This window comes from Burkholderia sp. Bp9099, assembly GCF_003857805.1.
Lineage (GTDB): Bacteria > Pseudomonadota > Gammaproteobacteria > Burkholderiales > Burkholderiaceae > Burkholderia.
Map to the genome: position 1 here is coordinate 46,599 of NZ_QTPU01000001.1, position 16,739 is coordinate 63,337.

Genomic DNA, 16,739 nt, shown 5'->3' on the forward strand with positions numbered 1-16,739 from the left:
CGGTTCGCGCCGGGTCGCTGCGTCGCTCACTCCGCCTTCACTTTCTCCCATCCGCCCACCTGCGGCGCCGCACAGGCACGCAGGCACTCGATCGCGGCGGCCACGGCCGCGCGCTTCGCGCTGTCCGGATGCCAGTAGATCGACACCGCGCCCTGGCCCTCGAGCCGCATCGGCAGGATGCGGATCGCGTTCAATTGCTCGAAGCGCCGCGCGGCACGATGCGATGCGACGCCGAGCAGGTCGGTATTGTTCAGCAGCGTGAGGTTCAGGATCGACGAATTCGATTCGACGCAATGCGGCGGCTGCACGCGCCCGGCGGCCGTCAGCGCGACCTGTAGCGCGTTGTGCACGGGGGTGCCGGGCGGCCAGACGATCCACGAGCAGGCCAGCACCTCGTCCCAGCCGACGGATGCCGCGCCGACGAGCGGGTGATCGGGCCGCGCGACGAACACCACCGGATCGACGTACAGCGCTTCTGCGTGCAGGTGCGGATCGACGGACGCGGACCCGGAACGGCCGACGACGATGTCCAGCTCGCCGCGCGCGAGCTGCGGCATCAGCTGGTTCATCGTGCTCTCCGCGAGCCGCACCTGCGCGCGCGGCATCCGCTTCAGCAACTGCGATACCGCGAGCGGCACCGTATCGGCGGCCGCGACGCCCGACGTGCCGATCGTGACCAGGCCGCTGCCGCCTTCGCGCAGCGCGGCCATGTCGTCGCGCGCGACGTCGAGCTGCGCCTCCACGCGGCGCGCATGCTCGATCAGCGCGTCGCCGTAGGCCGTCGGCCGCAAGCCGCGCGCATGCCGCTCGAACAGCGGCAGGCCGACATCCTCCTCGAGTTCCTTCAGCCATTTCGACAGCGCCGGCTGGGTGGTCGCGAGCGCAGCCGCCGACTGGCTCAGGTTGCCCGTGCTGGCCAGGCTCAGCAGGACCTGCAGGTGCCGCAAGCGCAGCCGGTGGGTCCAGTCCATCGCACGCTCCGTATCGGAAGATATATCCGAATCAATATGGATTAGATGATTTCACCATTTTACCGGGTATGTCTGCGTCGAATATAAATGCGCTAACGGACTGCGGCACGCGGTCCCCGACCCGACACAGCGCCGACCGCGATCGGCCGCCCCAAGGAGACATCATGACCAGCCGACACCCGGATACGTCGCGCGCCGATTACTACGCCCGGATCGCCGAGCAGCGCCTCGCCCCGTTGTGGGAATCGCTGCACAATCTCGTGCCGAAGACGCCGCAGCCGGCCGCGCAGGCCGCGATCTGGAAGTACGCGCGGGTGCGGGACCTGGTGATGCAGGCCGGCAGCGTGATCAGCGCGGAAGAAGCCGTGCGCCGCGTGCTGGTGCTGGAGAACCCGGGCCTGCCCGGCAAGTCGAGCATGACGCCGACCCTGTACGCAGGCCTGCAGCTGATCCTGCCCGGCGAGATCGCGCCGAGCCACCGCCATACGCAGTCGGCGCTGCGCTTCATCGTCGAAGGCAAGGGCGCATGGACCGCGGTGAACGGCGAGCGCACGACGATGCATCCGGGCGACTTCATCATCACGCCGTCTTGGGCGTGGCACGACCACGGCAATCCGGCGGTGGAAGACGGCGGCGAGCCGGTCGTGTGGCTCGACGGGCTCGACATTCCGCTCGTCGCGAACCTCGACGCGGGTTTCGCCGAAAACCATCCGACGGCCGAGCAGCCGGTGAGCCGCGCGGAAGGCGACAGCTTCGCGCGCTTCGGCCACAACATGGCGCCGGTGCGGCATCGCGCGAGCGATCCGACGTCGCCGGTGTTCAGCTATCCGTATGCGCGCACCCGCGACGCGCTCGACGCGCTGTACCGCAACGGCGAACTCGACGCGTGGGACGGCGTGAAGCTGCGCTACGTGAACCCCGCGACGGGCGGCTGGCCGATGCCGACGATCGCGACCTTCATGCAGTTCCTGCCGGCCGGCTTCGACGGCCGCACGTATCGCAGCACCGACGCGACGATCTACTGCGTCGTCGAAGGCAGCGGCACCGCGCACATCGGCGGCGACGCGTTCGCGTTCGAGCCGCACGACATCTTCGTCGCGCCGTCGTGGGCGCCGGTGCGGCTGTCTGCGTCGTCCGACAGCGTGCTGTTCAGCTATTCCGACCGGCCGGTGCTGTCCGCGCTGAACCTGCTGCGCGAAGCGCGCGACTGACGCCCGTTTTCCCCGCTTCGTTGCGTGCGTCGCCGACGCGGCGCGCGTTCCTTCCTTCATGCCTACGCTGGAGCCGTTCATGACTTATGTTTTCCCGCCCGAAGCGCCGGTCGCGCTTCCCGTCGCCGGCAGCGACGCCCGTTTCGCGGTGCGCCGCGTGTACTGCGTCGGCCGCAACTACGCGGCGCATGCGCGCGAAATGGGCTTCGATCCTGATCGCGAACCGCCGTTCTTCTTCTGCAAGCCGGCCGATTCGGTCGTGCCGGTCGCCTACGGCGAAACGCTCGATCTCGCGTATCCGTCGCAGACGCAGAACTATCACTACGAAGCCGAACTCGTTGCGGTGATCGGCAAGGGTGGCGCCGACATTCCGCTCGAGCGTGCGCTCGAGCACGTGTGGGGTTATGCGGTCGGTCTCGACATGACGCGCCGCGACCTGCAGATGAAGATGCGCGAGATGGGCCGGCCGTGGGAAATCGGCAAGGCGTTCGACCGTTCCGCGCCGATCGGCCCCGTGCATCCGGCGAGCGAAGTCGGTCATTTCGAGCAGGCCGGCCTGTGGCTGACGGTCAACGGCGCGACGAAGCAGAAGAGCGACGTGTCGCACCTGATCTGGTCGGTCGCGGAAACGGTCGCCGACCTGTCGAAGTTCTTCCGCCTCGAACCGGGCGACGTGATCTTCACCGGCACGCCGGAAGGCGTCGGCGCGGTGGTCAAGGGCGACGTGGTGCAGGTCGGCGTCGAGCGGCTCGGCGAACTGGCCGTGCACGTGGTCTGACGCGCGCGCCTCGCTTTCCTCGAAAGGTCACATCGTGCAACTGCATAGCTTCTTCAACAGTTCGACGTCCTATCGGGTGCGCATCGCGCTCGCGCTGAAAGGACTGTCGTACGACACGCTGCCCGTGAACATCCGCACGGGCGAGCACCGCGAGGCCGGCTACGTCGCGCAGGTGAATCCGTCGGCGTCGGTGCCGGCGCTCGTCGACGGCGATTTCCGTCTCGGCCAGTCGCTCGCGATCATCGACTACCTCGACCGGATTCATCCGGCGCCGCGGCTGATTCCGCTCGAACCGCGGCAGCGCGCACGCGTGCTGGAACTCGCGACGCTGATCGCATGCGACATCCACCCGGTCAACAACCTGCGGGTGCTGCGCTACCTCGACAGCGAACTGCAGGTCACGCCGCAGCAGAAGAGCGCGTGGTACCGGCACTGGGTCGCGGAAGGGATGGCCGGCGTCGAGCGCCTGCTCGTGCGCGCGGACACGGGCCCGTGGTGTTTCGGCGAGGCGCCGACGCTCGCCGACGTATGCCTCGTGCCGCAGGTCGCGAACGCGCTGCGGATGGATTGCGACCTGAGCGCGTATCCACGCAGCCTGGCGATTCATGAACACGCGCGGCGCGAGCCGGCATTCGACGCAGCACAGCCGCAGCGGCAACCGGACTACATCGCGTAACACGAAGCAGGAGACAGACATGGGCGAGACACACAACACAGGCCGACGCGTACTCGTGATCGGCGGCGGCATCGGCGGGCTCGCGACGGCGCTGGCGCTCGCGCGCCAGGGCATTCGCGTGAAGCTGCTCGAGCAGGCCGCGCAAATCGGCGAGATCGGCGCGGGCATCCAGCTCGCCGCGAACGCGTTCAACGCGCTCGACGCGCTGGGCGTCGGCGAGGCCGCGCGCGGCCGGGCGGTGTTTACCGACCGGCTGCAACTGATGGATGCGGTCGATGCGCGGGAAGTCGCGTGCATCGATACGGGCGCCGCGTATCGCGAGCGCTTCGGTAACCCGTATGCGGTGATCCATCGCGCGGACATTCACCTGTCGATCTACGAGGCGGTCAAGGATCATCCGCTGATCGAGTTCCGGACCAGCACGCAGGTGTGCGGGTTCGAGCAGGACGGCCACGGCGTGACCGTGATCGATCAGCACGGCGAGCGTTATCGCGCCGATGCGGTGATCGGCTGCGACGGCGTGAAGTCCGCGATCCGTCACGCGTTGATCGGCGACGCGCATCGCGTGACGGGGCACGTCGTGTATCGCGCGGTCGTCGACGTCGACAACATGCCGAAGGATCTGCAGATCAATGCGCCGGTCGTCTGGGCCGGCCCGCATTGCCATCTCGTCCACTATCCGCTGCGCGGCGGCCGGCAGTACAACCTCGTCGTCACGTTCCACAGCCGCGAGCAGGAAACCTGGGGCGTGCGCGACGGCAGCAAGGAGGAAGTGCTGTCGTACTTCGACGGCATCCATCCGCTGCCGAAGCAGATGCTCGACCGGCCGACGTCGTGGAAGCGCTGGGCGACCGCCGACCGCGACCCGGTCGAGCGCTGGAGCGCGGGCCGCGCGACGGTGCTCGGCGACGCTGCCCATCCGATGACGCAATACCTCGCGCAGGGCGCGTGCCAGGCGCTCGAGGATGCGGTGACGCTCGGCGCGGCCGTCGCGCAGACCGACGGCGACTTCGAGGCCGCGTTTGCGCTGTACGAGCGCGTGCGGATTCCGCGCACCGCGCGCGTGCTGTATTCGGCGCGCGAGATGGGGCGGATCTATCACGCGAAGGGCGTCGAGCGGCAGGTGCGCAACGCGCTGTGGGTCGGACGCACGCAGGCGCAGTTCTACGATTCGCTCGACTGGCTGCACGGCTGGCGCGCGGAGAACTGCCTGAAATCCGTTGCCTGACGCCTTTCGGTTTGCATCCGGCGGCGCGCATTTCAACGACATCGCGCGCGACCGCCTTCATGGAGGAGACATCATCATGGCCGATACGCTGTCCATCGACGTCAGCGAATGGATCGACCGGCATCGCGTTGCGCCGTTTCAGGCCGCGATCGTCGTGTTGTGCTTCCTGATCGTCGCGATCGACGGTTTCGACACGGCATCGATCGGGTTCATCGCCCCCGTCATTCGTGCGGAATGGGGCCTGTCGCCCGCGCAGCTCGCGCCGGTGTTCGGCGCCGGGCTCGCCGGGCTGATGGCCGGTGCGCTCGTGTTCGGGCCGTTCGGCGACCGGTTCGGCCGCAAGCGCCTGCTGCTCGCCTGTGTCGCGTGTTTCGGCATCGCGAGTGCGGCGTCGGCGAGCGCGGGCGGTCTGACCGAACTGATCGCGTGGCGCTTCGTGACGGGCCTCGGGCTCGGCGGCGCGATGCCGAACGCGATCACGCTGACGTCCGAGTATTGCCCCGCGCGGCGGCGCTCGCTGCTCGTGACGACGATGTTCTGCGGCTTCACGATCGGCTCCGCGCTCGGCGGACTCGCGGCCGCGTCGCTGATCGAACGCGACGGCTGGCGCGCGGTGCTCGTCGTCGGCGGTGCCGCGCCGCTGCTGCTTCTGCTGGTGCTCGCATGGCGCTTGCCCGAATCGGTGCGTTACCTCGTCAACACCGGCGCGGCGCGTGAACGGATCGCGGCGATGCTCGCACGCATCGCACCGGACCCGCATCTCGCGCACGCGTCGTTCATCGCACCGCGCGGCAAGCCGGCCGCTTCGCCGCTCGGCCGCCTGTTCGGCGCCGACCTGCTGCGCGGCACGCTGCTGCTGTGGCTCACGTTCTTCATGAGCCTGCTCGTCATCTACCTGTTGTCGAGCTGGCTGCCGACGCTGTTGCGCACGACCGGTGCGACGTTGCAGACGGCCGCGCGCGTGACCGCGATGTTCCAGGTCGGCGGCACGCTCGGCGCGATCGTGCTCGGCGGGCTGATGGACCGCTTCGATCCGCATCGCGTGTTGGCATGCAGCTATGCGGCGGCCGGCGTGTTCGTCGCGGCGATCGGCGTGCTGGCCGCGTCGCCGGCGGGCGCCGCGCTGGTCGTGTTCGCCGCGGGCTTCTGCGTGTCGGGCTCGCAGGTCGGCGCGAACGCGCTGTCGGCCGCGTTCTACCCGACCGAGTGCCGGACCACGGGCGTGAGCTGGGCGAACGGAATCGGCCGCGGCGGGTCGGTCGTCGGTTCGATGGCGGGCGGGGCGATGCTCGCGATGGGGCTGCCGTTGCCGATCGCCTTCGCATTCGTCGCGGTGCCGTGCGTGATCGCCGGGATCGCGGTGCTGGTGCTGGGCGCGGTACGGGCTGGCGAGAAGCGCGCGACGGCAGCCGATGCGCTTGCCGGCGAGCAGGCGTAGCGGAGGCAGGGGGGCGTCGCAGGCGGCGCTTTCCTGTTTCTTCCGATGGCGCCGACCGAAAGTACGAATCAACGATTTATAAATATATATAATATTGATTCGTTAATCGAATGCGATCGCTCTCATGAACGCCGACCCTTCCACCGGGCTGCCCGAGCCCGATCAGATGCGCGCCGCCGCCGAATCGGCGTGCGCGCTGCTCAAGGTGCTGTCCAATCCCGATCGCTTGCTGCTGCTGTGCGAACTGTCGCAGGGCGAACGCTGCGTGAGCGATCTCGAGGCGCGGCTGGATATTCGCCAGCCGACGCTGTCGCAGCAGCTCGGCGTGTTGCGGGACAACGCGCTCGTCCGCACGCGGCGCGAAGGCAAGAACATCCACTACTCGCTCGACAGCCCGGCTGCGATCGCGGTGATGGGCGTGCTGTACGAACAGTTCTGCGGCCCGGCCGCGAAGGGGACGCGCGATGCAGCTTGATGCGCTTCATTTCACGCCGTGGCTGTCGCTTGCCGGCGGCGTGCTGATCGGGCTTGCGGCCGCGTGGCTCATGGCGTTCAACGGGCGGATCGCCGGAATCAGCGGTATCGTCGGCAGCCTGTTTACGGCCGGTGCGGCGGAGCGCGGCTGGCGTGCCGCGTTCGTCGCCGGGCTGATCGCCGCGCCGCTGCTGATGCGTGTCGCCGGTGCCGCCGTGACGCCGCAGGTCGATGAAGGCTGGGGCGAGTTGCTGGCGGCCGGCCTGCTGGTCGGGATCGGCACGCGCTATGCGGGCGGATGCACGAGCGGTCACGGCGTCTGCGGGCTGTCGCGCGGCGCGACGCGCTCGATCGTCGCGACGGCGGTCTTCATGGTCGCGGGCTTCGCGACCGTATTCGTGCGACGGCACGTGCTCGGGGGCTGACATGCAGGCAGGATTCGCGTTTCTGGCGGGGCTGATGTTCGGCGTCGGCCTCATCGTGTCGGGGATGGCCAACCCGCAGAAGGTGCTCGGTTTTCTCGACCTGGCCGGCCGCTGGGATCCGTCGCTCGCATTCGTGATGGCCGGCGCGATCGGCGTCGCCGTGTTCGCGTTCGCATGGGCGAAGCACCGGTCGCGGTCGTTGCTCGGCCTGCCGATCCAGTGGCCGGCCGTGCGGACGATTACCGTGCGCCTCGTCGCCGGCAGCGCCGTGTTCGGCATCGGCTGGGGGCTTGCCGGGTTCTGCCCGGGGCCGGCGATCGTGTCGATCGGGCTCGGGTCGGTGAAGGGCATCGCGTTCGTCGGCGCGATGCTGGCCGGGATGGCATTGTTCGAATGGATCGAGCGCGCGCGGAAGGTGCGGTAGCAACGCGCGGCTGCTGCGGCCGAGGTTGTCGGCGTGGCCGAAGCGGCCCGGCCCGGCGAGGGCGACGGACGGGCTCGAATTCGTCGCCGGGGGAGCGACACGGTGATCGTGCGGCGACAACGGCGACGGTGTGTAGGCGTCGCGCGGCCGGGCTCGAATTCGTCGCCGGGGAGCGACACGGTGATCATGCGGCGACAACGGCGACGGTGTGTAGGCGTCGCGCGGCCGGGTTCGAATTCGTCGCCGGGTGGAGCGACACGGTGATCGCGTGGCGACACCGGCGACGGTGTTGTAGCCGTCGCGTCAGGACTGCTCGCGCACATGCCGCTCGCCGAGCAGCCGCGCGGACGCCCGCTGCAGCCACGCACGCCACACCGCGAATACGCCGGGCCTGGCCACGGGCGCCGCGACGGTCGCGGCAACCGGCCCGGCGCCGCCGGCGGACAATGCCACGTGACCGGCCGTCTCGATCGTCAGGCATTCGCCTTCGTCGAGCACGCGGCGAACGTATTGCGGCGCATCGGGCAGCCAGTCGAGCCCGCCGTGACGTAACGTGACCGCGAGCGCGCCGTCGAGCACGATGACGCGGCTGCCCTTGTCGAACCACGCAAAGTGGCTTTGCCCGGCGTCGAGCCGGATGTCGTGCGTCCGCATGGCGTGTCCTTTTCCCGGTTGCGCGGCCCGGCGATGGCAGGGCGACAGCGTGCAATCAGGTTAAGGAAACGCGTGCGGACAGGACAGATTCAGGGGACGGGTATCTGTTACGGTGCAGACGACGATTTCATGTTGCTGTATCGGTGAGTTTCCCCGGAATCTGTATCTGGCGTGCGCCCGGGCGCGCGGGCAGGATGACCCGCATGACGCCCATCACCGATCCATCCCGCATGACTTTGCCGATGGCCGGCGAGCCGCTTTACGAACGGCTCGCCGAGCATTACCGCCGCATCATCGCGGCCGGCACGCTGTCGCCCGGCGACCGGATGCCGTCCGTGCGTGCGTTCATGGCGCAGCACGGCGTGAGCCTGTCTACCGCGACCCAGGCCTTCCGGCGGCTCGAGGATACGGGCTGGTGCGAAGCCAGGCCGCGCTCGGGCTACTTCGTGCGCCGGCGCGCGGCGGCCGCGCTCGACACGCTGCCGGAAAGCGACGGGCAGCCGCTGAGCGTCGAGCCGCCGTTCGCGGGGCTGCACGAACGCGTGTCGCGCGTGATCGATCGTGCGAACGCGAGGCCCGACGCGCTGAATCTCGGTGGCGCATCCGCGCTGGCGACGCTGTACCCGGCCGAGCGCCTGCAGGCGCTGGCGATCCGGCTGCTACGGCGCAAGCCGACGCTGCTGACCGACGCGGGGCTGGTTGGCGGCTCGGCCGAATTCCGGCAGACGATGGCCAAACGCGCGCTGTCGTACGGCGTGACCGTGTCGCCGGACGACGTGATGTCGACGAGCGGCGGCGTCGATGCCGTGAATCTCGCGTTGCGCGCGGTGGCACGCCCCGGCGACACGATCGCGATCGAATCGCCGGCCTTTTTCGGCTTGATCCAGCTGCTCGAAAGCCTCGGCCTGCGTGCACTCGAGATTCCGGCCAGCCCGACGACCGGGTTGTCGATCGAAGCGCTCGACGTGGCGCTGACCGCGTACCCGGATATTCGGGCCGTGGTCGTCGTGCCGAATCTGCAGAACCCGCTCGGCAGCGTGATGCCCGACGAACGCAAGGCTGCGCTGGTCGCGCTGTGCTCGCGTCGCGGCGTGGCCGTGATCGAGGACGAGCCGTATCGCGAACTCGTGGAAGCGCCGCACGCGGTGAAACCCGTGAAGGCATGGGACCGCGACGGCACGGTGATCTATTGCCCGTCGCTCAACAAGGTGCTGGCGCCCGGAATGCGGCTCGGCTGGATGAGCGCGGGCCGCTGGCACGCGCGCGTGAAGATGCTCAAGTTCGCGCAAAGCCGGCACAACGCCGCGTTGCTGCAGGCCGTCGCGGCCGAATTCGTCGGCTCGGGTGCGTTCGACCGCCACCTGCACCGGTTTCGCGAACAGCTTCGCGTGCAGCGCGATGTGACGATCGATGCGATCGCGCGCCATTTTCCCGCCGGCACGCGGATGAACCGGCCGCCCGGCGGCATGCTGCTGTGGATCGCGCTGCCCGACGGCGTGCGTTCCGAAGCCTTGTTCGATGCCGCGCTCGCACGCGGGGTAAGGATCGCGCCAGGCGCGATCTTCTCGAATTCCGACCGCTTTGACGCGTATATCCGGCTTGCCTGCACGCGGGTGTTCGACACGGCACATGAAGCGGCAATCGAAACGCTCGGCCAGTTGATACGCGACGCGGCGGCCGCTGCGTGAGCAGGGCGGGTGTCGGCCGGGCTGGCGCGTTGGCCACCGGGCTCGGCGGTCGTGACGAGAGCACGGGCCGGCCGATCCGGCTCGCCGCATTCTCCGCGGCCGGCCGCCGCGCGGCGACGCGCCGACGATACGATTTCGGCGATTTCATCGGCTGACCGCATGCGCGGCGAGGTGCTGACGGATCAGCGACAGATAGCGATCTCCGACCGAGAAGTCGCGTGCGGCACGCGGCCGCTCCGCCGGGCGCAGCGTGGCCGGCGCGCTCATGCCCAGATACCGGCATACCGCCGACGGAAAGGGCTTTCGCGTATGCCCGAGCTGGCGCGCCGCACGCTCGACGCGGGCGTCGCCGACCTGCGCACGCAGCCATGCCAGCACTTGGCGATCGGTGTCGTTGACGATACGGACCAGATGTTCCATCGCGCACCTCACTGTTCATAAATACAGTACTGTAAATATAACCAGTGTTTGCGGCGACCGCAAGCGGATGCGCACGCGCCTGGCCGTTCGGCCAGGGTCAACGCGCCGGCGCGGCGGCGCGGGCGATCCGGGCGGCGGCCGGGACGGGATTCGCGTAGCGTGCGTCGGTCAGCGTGCCGAGGAACGCGACGATGTCGTCGATTTCCGCGTCGGTCAGCGCGGGCGGCGTGCCGGGCCGGCGGTTCATCGGAGTCGAATTGACGTTGATGTTGCCGCGATAGGCGGCCGGCACGTCGTCGAACGTCCGGGCGCCGTGATACCAGCGGCCAGGGTCGGTCGAGCGCGTGTTGTAGAACGCGACCGCGTCGCGCAGCGTCGTGAACACGCCGTTGTGCATGAACGTCTGCTTGACCGCGACGTTGCGCAGTCCCGGCGTGCGCAGGTAGCCGCACCATTGCGTCGGCTCGGGCCAGCGCAGCCGCGCAGCCGTATCGCACAGACCGTTGTCGAAATGGCGCGGATCGCGGTTCGCGGGCAGTGCGTGGTTGCGCGGCACCGCGATCGCGTCGTAGCCGAAATCGGTGAAGAGCGAGCGCTCCGGCCGGCTCGACGTTTCCGACAGCGTATGGCAGCTCATGCAATTGCCCTTGTCGGGATTGCGGAACAGCGCCAGGCCGCGCATCTCGGCCGGCGCGAGCGGCTTGCGCGTGCGCAGGAACGCGTCGAAGCGCGACGTGAACGGCGCCATCTCGTCGCTCTGCAGATAGGCTTCGACGGCCGAGCCGAGCGCCCGCACCAGTTGCTCGGGATCGCGCCGCACCGACGTGCCGAAGCGCGCGGCGAGATCGCCCGCCAGTTCGGTGCCGTCGACCTTGCGCAGCAGCGCGGCCGGCGACCGGTTGTTCATCTCGTTCGGGTCGAACAACGGCCCGCGGATCTGTTCGGCGAGCGTGTCCGCGCGGCCGTCGCTGAACAGGCCGCCGAACGGCGACGGCGCGGGCGCGTCGTCGTCCTGGTAGAAGTGGCGGCGCGGCACGTAGCGCACGTAGAGCAGCGATGGCGCGTTGCGCTGGCTGAAGCGCCCGTGGCGGCTGCCTTCCGGCACGCCCGGCCCCGCGAGCGAAGCGGCCGACAAGGTCGGCGCGAACGCGCGCCCCGGATCGTGGCAGCCCGCGCACGACATGCCGCGCGGCTCGGACAGCCGCGGATCGAAGAAGATCCGGCGGCCCAGCGCGACGAGCGTCGGGTCGGGCGCGAAACGGGCGGTGGCTGCGTCGACCTTGTCGGTCACCTGCGGCGTGCCGTTGCCGATCGTACCGACGACGCGCGCCGGCGGCGCGCCGGGGAGCAGGGTCGTTTCGGCAGGTGCGCCGTGGGCCGCGAGCGCCGCTCCGGCGAGCACGGCGGCGGCAAGGGCGCGTACCGCCCGTCCGCCGGCGGCCGGAACCGCGGCGGACGCCGGACGCCCGGCGAGGGCGACCGAAGGAATCGGCTGCCTTCGCGATCCAGCCATTCCTTCCCGGCAGCCGGCCGCATCCGCCGAACACGCCGAACACGCCGAACACGCCGCATACGCCGCATACGCCGCATCCGCAGAATCCATCAAACCGCCATGCAATCGAACTTCGTCACTCACGGCGCGATGAACCCCGTCTTGTCGCATGCGAGCGTGTTGCCCGACTGGTCGCACGACGCGAGCAGCTTGCCCGCCGCCGAATACGCATGGAACACCCAGCCCGTCGCCGGCGCCCCGCGTCGCTCCATGATCAGGAACCCGAAGCTGTTGTTGTGCGACAGCCGTTCGATCACGGCGCCCGGCGCCGGCGTCAGGCCGGCGGGGAACGGGTCGGGCAGCGCGACGTCGAGGTTGTCGCCGCCGTTGCCGGACACGATCGTCGCCGGATGCCCGGACGAGAAGTTGATCGCCTGGAAGTCGTGCACGTGCCCGTGCAGCGCGACGTGGATGCCGGGCGGGTAGTACGCCTGCGCGTTCAGGCTCGCCATCACCGACTGCAGCGCGAGGTTGCCCGGCGCGGGCGTGCTGCCGGCGATCGGCGCGAACGCGAGGATCGGATGGTGGTTCGTGAAGATCGTCGTCGACATGCCGGCCTTCGACGCGAGCGACGCGACCGTCTGGAACTGCTTCTGGTAGATGCGGAATTGCGCGTCGGTCGTCTTCAGCGGATTGCGGCCGACCTTCGCGGTGTCGAACACGATCACCTGCGTGCCGCCGCCGAGCGACACCGCATAGGGATCCGAGTAGTTCGCGTCGTCGTCGTTGGCCGGATCGTCGCACGAACGGGCCGCCGAATACGGGCGCGGATCGAGGAAGCGGTACCAGCCCTGGCCGGCCCGTGCGCATTCCTCGTGGTTGCCGCGCACGACGACCCACGGCGCCTTCGCGAACAGCGGCGCGGCCGGGCGGAACAGGTCGGCCTGCCACGCATCCCAGCCATAGCCCCATGGGCTGTCCTTGCAGCCGGCGATGTCGGGCGGGCACGCGTTTTCGCGGTAGTGATAGTCGCCGACGTGCAGCACGAGGTCCGGCGACAGCTTCGCGACGCTCGCCGCGATCGTGTCGAACGGCCAGACCGTCGCGTCGTTGCACGCCTGCCATGCGTTGTCGGCCTTCTTCATCCGGCAGCCGGTGTCGGCGATGATCGCGATGCGCTGCGGCTGCGCTTTCGGTAGCGGCAGCGCGCGGCCCGCGACGCTCGCCGTTTGCGCATCGGCCGGCAGCGCCGCTTCGCAGACGGACACCGGGAAGCTCGACGGTTTCGAGTCGGCCGCGGCGCTCGCCGTCGGACGCTGCGCAACGGTCGCGGCGCCGGCGCGCAGCGTCATGCGCGACAGCTTGCCGTCGACGGACAGTTGCGGGCACAGCGGATCGCTCGCGGATGCAGGGCTGTAGCTCGTGATCACGCGTGCGATCGCCTGGTTCGCGTCGCCGATCTCGACCCACGCGGCCTGGAGGTTGATCGCGGCACTGGCCGGATCGGCGGGCGTATCGATGTGATTCGAACACGCGGACAGCGCCGCGAGGGCAACAAGCGGAGCGCAGCGCGCGAGCAGTGCGCGCGGGAGGAGTCGTCGCATGAGAGGCACCGTAGGAAAGTCGTCAACGATACGCAGCGCGAGTGTAAGAAATGTGAAGGGCGGAGTCCGACGGCCGGCCGGCGCGCGAGTCGTGCCGCGGTCGCTGCCTTGACCTCAAGCCGGCTTGAAGCAGCATAGTCCGGATCACGGTCAACGATACGGACGAAAAAGGAGAATCGACGATGAAAGACAGCCGGGCAAACGAAGCGCAGTCTGCGCTGTGGAATGGTCCGTCGGGGCTGGCATGGGTCGACGCGCAGCGCTCGCTCGACCGGATGTTCGAGCCGTTCGAGACGCTGCTCGCGGACGCGGCGGCCGCGGCATCCGCGCGCTGCGTGCTCGACGTCGGCTGCGGCACCGGCGCGGTGACGCTCGCGATCGCACGGCGGCTTGGTGCGCACGCGCACTGTACCGGCGTCGATATTTCGGCGCGGATGATTGCCGCCGCACGGGCGCGTGCCGAACGCGCCGGCCTGGGCGCCGGCTTCGTGCATGCCGATGCGCAGACGCATGCATTCGCGCCGGGTCGGTTCGACCTGATCGTGTCGCGCTTCGGCGTGATGTTCTTCGACGATCCGGTGCGCGCCTTCGCGAACCTGCGGCACGCGGCGCGCGCGAACGCGCAACTGCGATTCGTTGCATGGCGCGGCGCCGCCGACAATCCGTTCATGACGACGGCCGAGCGTGTCGCGGCAACGTTGCTGCCGGACCTGCCGGCGCGGCAGCCGGGGGCGCCGGGGCAATTCGCGTTCGGCGACCGGCAGCGGATCGCGTCGGTGCTGTCGGACAGCGGCTGGGCCGACATCGCGATCGAGCCGATCGACCAGGCGTGCGCGTTGCCCGAGGCGGCGTTGAACGACTACATCGCGCGACTGGGCCCGGTCGGGCTCGCGCTTCAGGACGCGGACGACGCGACGCGGCGGCGCGTGGTCGAAACGGTGCGCGCTGCGTTCGAGCCTTACGTGCAGGGCGCTGACGTGCGGTTCGACGCGGCGTGCTGGCTCGTCACGGCGCGGGCGCCGTCTGCATGACGCGTGAGGCTACGAGGACGACCGACGTTCGGCATGCATGCTGCCGTTCGCGCATGACAAGGCAAGGCTGCGCCGCCGCGCAAGCGACAGATATCAGCCGCGCCTCGCACGCAACATCAGCCACGCGCAGCCCGCCGCGACGAGCGCGAGCCCGAGCAGCACCGCCTCGACGCCGAGCGCGAAACCGGGCGGCATCTCGCCGCTGTTCGGCACGGGCGACAGGTTGGCGGTGATCGCGATCGCACCGCCGGCCAGCAACGCGATGCAGACGATCCAGTAGACCTTGCCGCGCGGCGCGGCGGTGCGGATTCGCCACAGCGCGAGGCCGACGCCACCGAGGTAAAGCACCGCGAGCGTCGCGAGCGCGATGAAGTCGCCGGTGCGATCGTGCAGCAGGCCGCTCATCGTGCGACTCCGTCGGAGGCTACGCGTCCGCACGATGCGATGAACGCGTCGACCGCGTGGCCGATCCGGCCGTTCACGCGCTCCCGCAGCATCGGATACAGCCCGGACCGCAGCGTCAGCGGCAGGTTGTAGCGGAAACCGAAGTGCGCGAGCACGAGCCCCGTCAGCCCGTAGATCGCCCACGCATGGAAGCCCCAGTGGAAGAAGGGCATCAGCATGGCCTCGCGCGCGGTGGCGGGCGTGCTGGGGGCGACGGCCTGCGGCTCTAACGCCGTGCGGGTCGAGGGACGGGAACCTGGCATGGCTGGCATCCAGTTGTGGGCGCAACGAGGCGCGACGCCGCCCGGCGCGCGCGTCGCACGCCGGACCCTGATACGGCGTGCGTCGAGTGTAGCGCGGTGTCGGGACTGCAAGAAGGGCAAGCAGCAGGGATTAACCTGACGAATTGTAGGGTATCGGGCCGATCGCGAACACCCTCGCACTGAGCCGGCGCGTGCGACGGAGCCCAGACCGAGCGCAGACGAGGCGCGGAATCCGGCGCCCCGGATGATGCGGACCGTCCGGGGCGCCGGCGGGCGATGCGCTGCCGCGATTTCAGAACGTCACGGCGATCCCGGCCATGCCGACGAACTGGCCGTGCGTCGTCGACGGCGTGAGCTGCTGCGAGTCGCCGACGATCGGCGCCGCGTCGACGATATGGCCGGCACCTTGCGCGCCGAGCGTGCGCCCGCTCGAATGCGTGTACGCCTGCAGCGCATAGAGCGTCGTGCGCTTCGACAGGCTGTACGACTCCTTCAGCGAATACTGCTGGTAGCGGGCCGCGTTCGACACGCCGTTCGCCTTCGACGCGAGCGTGTACGCGAACGCGCCGGCCACCGAGAAGGTCGGCGTGAAGCGGTACGCGGCGAGCGCGCCGTAGGTGTTGAACACGGCCGTGTTCGCGAACGCGGAGCCGCTGCCGGGCAGGTACTTCACGTTCGAGTAGTTGAGGCCCATCGTCAGGTTGCCGAGCGTGTAGTTGCCGGCCGTCGCGACCTGCTCGACGGCCTTCGCGGTCAGGTAGCCCTGGTTCAGCACGGACACGGCGAAGCTGCCCGACGCCGCGGTCGCCGGATTCAGGAACCCCGCCGACGAACCCGAGCTGTTGATGCGCAGGTAGCCGGCCGCGATTCCGACCGGCCCGTTCGCATAGCGCAGCGCGGCGCTGAACGTATTGCCCTTGCCGGTCGCGCCGGCGATGCCGCCGAACGCGTACATCGCGCTCGCGGTCAGCCCGGACAAGGTCGGCGACGTATAGGTGACCGAGTTGTTCACGCGGATGGTCGTGTCGAGGCCGTCGATGTCGCCCGGATGCGCGCCGGTCGCACCGGTCAGCCAGCTGCTCGACGCGTAGGGGCCGACCAGCAGGAAGTACGGCGTGTACTGGCGGCCGGCCGTCACCGTGCCGTAATGGTCGTTGCGCAGCCCGACGAAGGCCTGGCGGTTGAAGATCGTGCCGGCGGCGGCTTGCGCGCCGGTGTTCAGGTTGAAGCCGGATTGCAGGTCGAAGATCGCGTGCGTGCCGCCGCCGAGATCCTCGTCGCCGCGCAGCCCGAACTTCGACGCATACAGGTTGCCGTCGCGCATGTACACGTTCGAGTGGCCTTGCTGGTTGTTCACGTACGCGAGCGAATCGTCGACCACGCCGTACAGCGTCACGCTGCTCTGCGCATGGGCGGCGGAAGCGCCGAGCGACGCGGCGGATAAAATCAGGATTGCATAATGATGATGCGGTGTCTTCATTGTCGATCTCCAGGTCTCTTCAGGGGGCGGGAGGCTGG

The 16,739-nt window shown here is 69.4% G+C and carries 17 protein-coding genes and 1 pseudogene; 10 read left to right on the forward strand and 8 right to left on the reverse strand.

Going from position 1 to position 16,739, the window contains the following annotated elements; genetic code table 11:
• Positions 1–26 precede the first annotated feature (26 nt).
• Entirely contained in the window at positions 27–971 is a 945-nt protein-coding gene (locus DIE17_RS00200; protein WP_044842887.1) for a LysR family transcriptional regulator, read from the reverse strand.
• Positions 972–1,135: 164 nt separating this feature from the next.
• On the opposite strand from DIE17_RS00200, the gene gtdA reads away from it, so the two are divergent.
• From gtdA to DIE17_RS00240, 8 genes are all read left to right on the forward strand, one after another.
• On the forward strand, positions 1,136–2,182 hold the full coding sequence (gene gtdA / locus DIE17_RS00205) for a gentisate 1,2-dioxygenase (protein ID WP_044842888.1): 1,047 nt from the start codon (positions 1,136–1,138) through the stop codon (positions 2,180–2,182).
• A gap of 79 nt (positions 2,183–2,261) precedes the next feature.
• On the forward strand, positions 2,262–2,960 hold the full coding sequence (locus DIE17_RS00210) for a fumarylacetoacetate hydrolase family protein (RefSeq protein WP_124920486.1): 699 nt from the start codon (positions 2,262–2,264) through the stop codon (positions 2,958–2,960).
• A gap of 34 nt (positions 2,961–2,994) precedes the next feature.
• Positions 2,995–3,636 (forward strand): maleylacetoacetate isomerase, encoded by a 642-nt coding sequence (gene maiA, locus DIE17_RS00215; RefSeq protein ID WP_124920487.1) that lies wholly within the window; start codon positions 2,995–2,997, stop codon positions 3,634–3,636.
• Positions 3,637–3,655: 19 nt separating this feature from the next.
• The gene (locus DIE17_RS00220) at positions 3,656–4,864 is read left to right on the forward strand and encodes a 3-hydroxybenzoate 6-monooxygenase (protein WP_124920488.1); all 1,209 of its coding nucleotides are present in this window, start codon (positions 3,656–3,658) and stop codon (positions 4,862–4,864) included.
• 76 nt (positions 4,865–4,940) lie between these two features.
• A complete protein-coding gene (locus DIE17_RS00225; RefSeq protein ID WP_124920489.1) occupies positions 4,941–6,302 on the forward strand; it encodes an aromatic acid/H+ symport family MFS transporter in 1,362 nt (453 codons plus the stop codon).
• A 124-nt stretch (positions 6,303–6,426) separates the two neighbouring features.
• Positions 6,427–6,777 (forward strand): ArsR/SmtB family transcription factor, encoded by a 351-nt coding sequence (locus DIE17_RS00230; protein WP_044842893.1) that lies wholly within the window; start codon positions 6,427–6,429, stop codon positions 6,775–6,777.
• Positions 6,767–7,201, forward strand: coding sequence for a YeeE/YedE family protein (locus DIE17_RS00235; protein ID WP_124920490.1), 435 nt, complete (start codon positions 6,767–6,769; stop codon positions 7,199–7,201). Before DIE17_RS00230 ends, DIE17_RS00235 begins: the two co-directional genes overlap by 11 nt.
• A gap of 1 nt (position 7,202) precedes the next feature.
• Entirely contained in the window at positions 7,203–7,625 is a 423-nt protein-coding gene (locus DIE17_RS00240; protein WP_124485013.1) for a DUF6691 family protein, read from the forward strand.
• Between the two features lie 303 nt (positions 7,626–7,928).
• Here DIE17_RS00240 and DIE17_RS00245 read toward each other — a convergent pair whose 3' ends face one another.
• On the reverse strand, positions 7,929–8,279 hold the full coding sequence (locus tag DIE17_RS00245) for a hypothetical protein (RefSeq protein ID WP_124485012.1): 351 nt from the start codon (positions 8,277–8,279) through the stop codon (positions 7,929–7,931).
• A 203-nt stretch (positions 8,280–8,482) separates the two neighbouring features.
• On the opposite strand from DIE17_RS00245, the gene DIE17_RS00250 reads away from it, so the two are divergent.
• Entirely contained in the window at positions 8,483–9,967 is a 1,485-nt protein-coding gene (locus DIE17_RS00250) for a PLP-dependent aminotransferase family protein (protein ID WP_185735347.1), read from the forward strand.
• A gap of 144 nt (positions 9,968–10,111) precedes the next feature.
• On the opposite strand, the gene DIE17_RS00255 is transcribed toward DIE17_RS00250, so the two are convergent.
• The 3 genes from DIE17_RS00255 to DIE17_RS00265 form a co-directional block, all read right to left on the reverse strand.
• Entirely contained in the window at positions 10,112–10,387 is a 276-nt protein-coding gene (locus DIE17_RS00255) for a hypothetical protein (RefSeq protein WP_044842898.1), read from the reverse strand.
• 97 nt (positions 10,388–10,484) lie between these two features.
• On the reverse strand, positions 10,485–11,789 hold the full coding sequence (locus DIE17_RS00260; protein ID WP_124665779.1) for a cytochrome-c peroxidase: 1,305 nt from the start codon (positions 11,787–11,789) through the stop codon (positions 10,485–10,487).
• Between the two features lie 230 nt (positions 11,790–12,019).
• A complete protein-coding gene (locus DIE17_RS00265; protein ID WP_124519663.1) occupies positions 12,020–13,483 on the reverse strand; it encodes a metallophosphoesterase in 1,464 nt (487 codons plus the stop codon).
• Positions 13,484–13,665: 182 nt separating this feature from the next.
• Between DIE17_RS00265 and DIE17_RS00270 the strand changes: the two genes are divergently transcribed.
• The gene (locus DIE17_RS00270) at positions 13,666–14,514 is read left to right on the forward strand and encodes a class I SAM-dependent methyltransferase (RefSeq protein WP_124519662.1); all 849 of its coding nucleotides are present in this window, start codon (positions 13,666–13,668) and stop codon (positions 14,512–14,514) included.
• A 93-nt stretch (positions 14,515–14,607) separates the two neighbouring features.
• Here DIE17_RS00270 and DIE17_RS00275 read toward each other — a convergent pair whose 3' ends face one another.
• From DIE17_RS00275 to DIE17_RS00285, 3 genes and pseudogenes are all read right to left on the reverse strand, one after another.
• Positions 14,608–14,919: a hypothetical protein gene (locus tag DIE17_RS00275; RefSeq protein WP_044843140.1), complete on the reverse strand. Its 312-nt coding sequence runs from the start codon at positions 14,917–14,919 to the stop codon at positions 14,608–14,610.
• A gap of 5 nt (positions 14,920–14,924) precedes the next feature.
• Positions 14,925–15,188 (reverse strand): annotated as a pseudogene (locus tag DIE17_RS00280) (BCCT family transporter); the annotation flags it as partial.
• A gap of 325 nt (positions 15,189–15,513) precedes the next feature.
• On the reverse strand, positions 15,514–16,701 hold the full coding sequence (locus tag DIE17_RS00285) for a porin (protein ID WP_124920492.1): 1,188 nt from the start codon (positions 16,699–16,701) through the stop codon (positions 15,514–15,516).
• Between the last annotated feature and the right edge of the window lie 38 nt (positions 16,702–16,739).

Excerpts from the sequence above, each read along its gene's own strand:
- DIE17_RS00245 (WP_124485012.1), bottom strand. The coding sequence starts at position 8,279 with ATGCGGACGCACGACATCCGGCTCGACGCCGGGCAAAGCCACTTTGCG.
- DIE17_RS00200 (WP_044842887.1), bottom strand. The coding sequence starts at position 971 with ATGGACTGGACCCACCGGCTGCGCTTGCGGCACCTGCAGGTCCTGCTG.
- DIE17_RS00285 (WP_124920492.1), bottom strand. The coding sequence starts at position 16,701 with ATGAAGACACCGCATCATCATTATGCAATCCTGATTTTATCCGCCGCG.
- DIE17_RS00225 (WP_124920489.1), top strand. The coding sequence starts at position 4,941 with ATGGCCGATACGCTGTCCATCGACGTCAGCGAATGGATCGACCGGCAT.
- DIE17_RS00265 (WP_124519663.1), bottom strand. The coding sequence starts at position 13,483 with ATGCGACGACTCCTCCCGCGCGCACTGCTCGCGCGCTGCGCTCCGCTT.
- DIE17_RS00220 (WP_124920488.1), top strand. The coding sequence starts at position 3,656 with ATGGGCGAGACACACAACACAGGCCGACGCGTACTCGTGATCGGCGGC.
- DIE17_RS00250 (WP_185735347.1), top strand. The coding sequence starts at position 8,483 with ATGACGCCCATCACCGATCCATCCCGCATGACTTTGCCGATGGCCGGC.
- DIE17_RS00230 (WP_044842893.1), top strand. The coding sequence starts at position 6,427 with ATGAACGCCGACCCTTCCACCGGGCTGCCCGAGCCCGATCAGATGCGC.
- DIE17_RS00255 (WP_044842898.1), bottom strand. The coding sequence starts at position 10,387 with ATGGAACATCTGGTCCGTATCGTCAACGACACCGATCGCCAAGTGCTG.
- DIE17_RS00270 (WP_124519662.1), top strand. The coding sequence starts at position 13,666 with ATGAAAGACAGCCGGGCAAACGAAGCGCAGTCTGCGCTGTGGAATGGT.
- gtdA (WP_044842888.1), top strand. The coding sequence starts at position 1,136 with ATGACCAGCCGACACCCGGATACGTCGCGCGCCGATTACTACGCCCGG.
- DIE17_RS00235 (WP_124920490.1), top strand. The coding sequence starts at position 6,767 with ATGCAGCTTGATGCGCTTCATTTCACGCCGTGGCTGTCGCTTGCCGGC.
- DIE17_RS00275 (WP_044843140.1), bottom strand. The coding sequence starts at position 14,919 with ATGAGCGGCCTGCTGCACGATCGCACCGGCGACTTCATCGCGCTCGCG.
- DIE17_RS00240 (WP_124485013.1), top strand. The coding sequence starts at position 7,203 with ATGCAGGCAGGATTCGCGTTTCTGGCGGGGCTGATGTTCGGCGTCGGC.
- DIE17_RS00210 (WP_124920486.1), top strand. The coding sequence starts at position 2,262 with ATGACTTATGTTTTCCCGCCCGAAGCGCCGGTCGCGCTTCCCGTCGCC.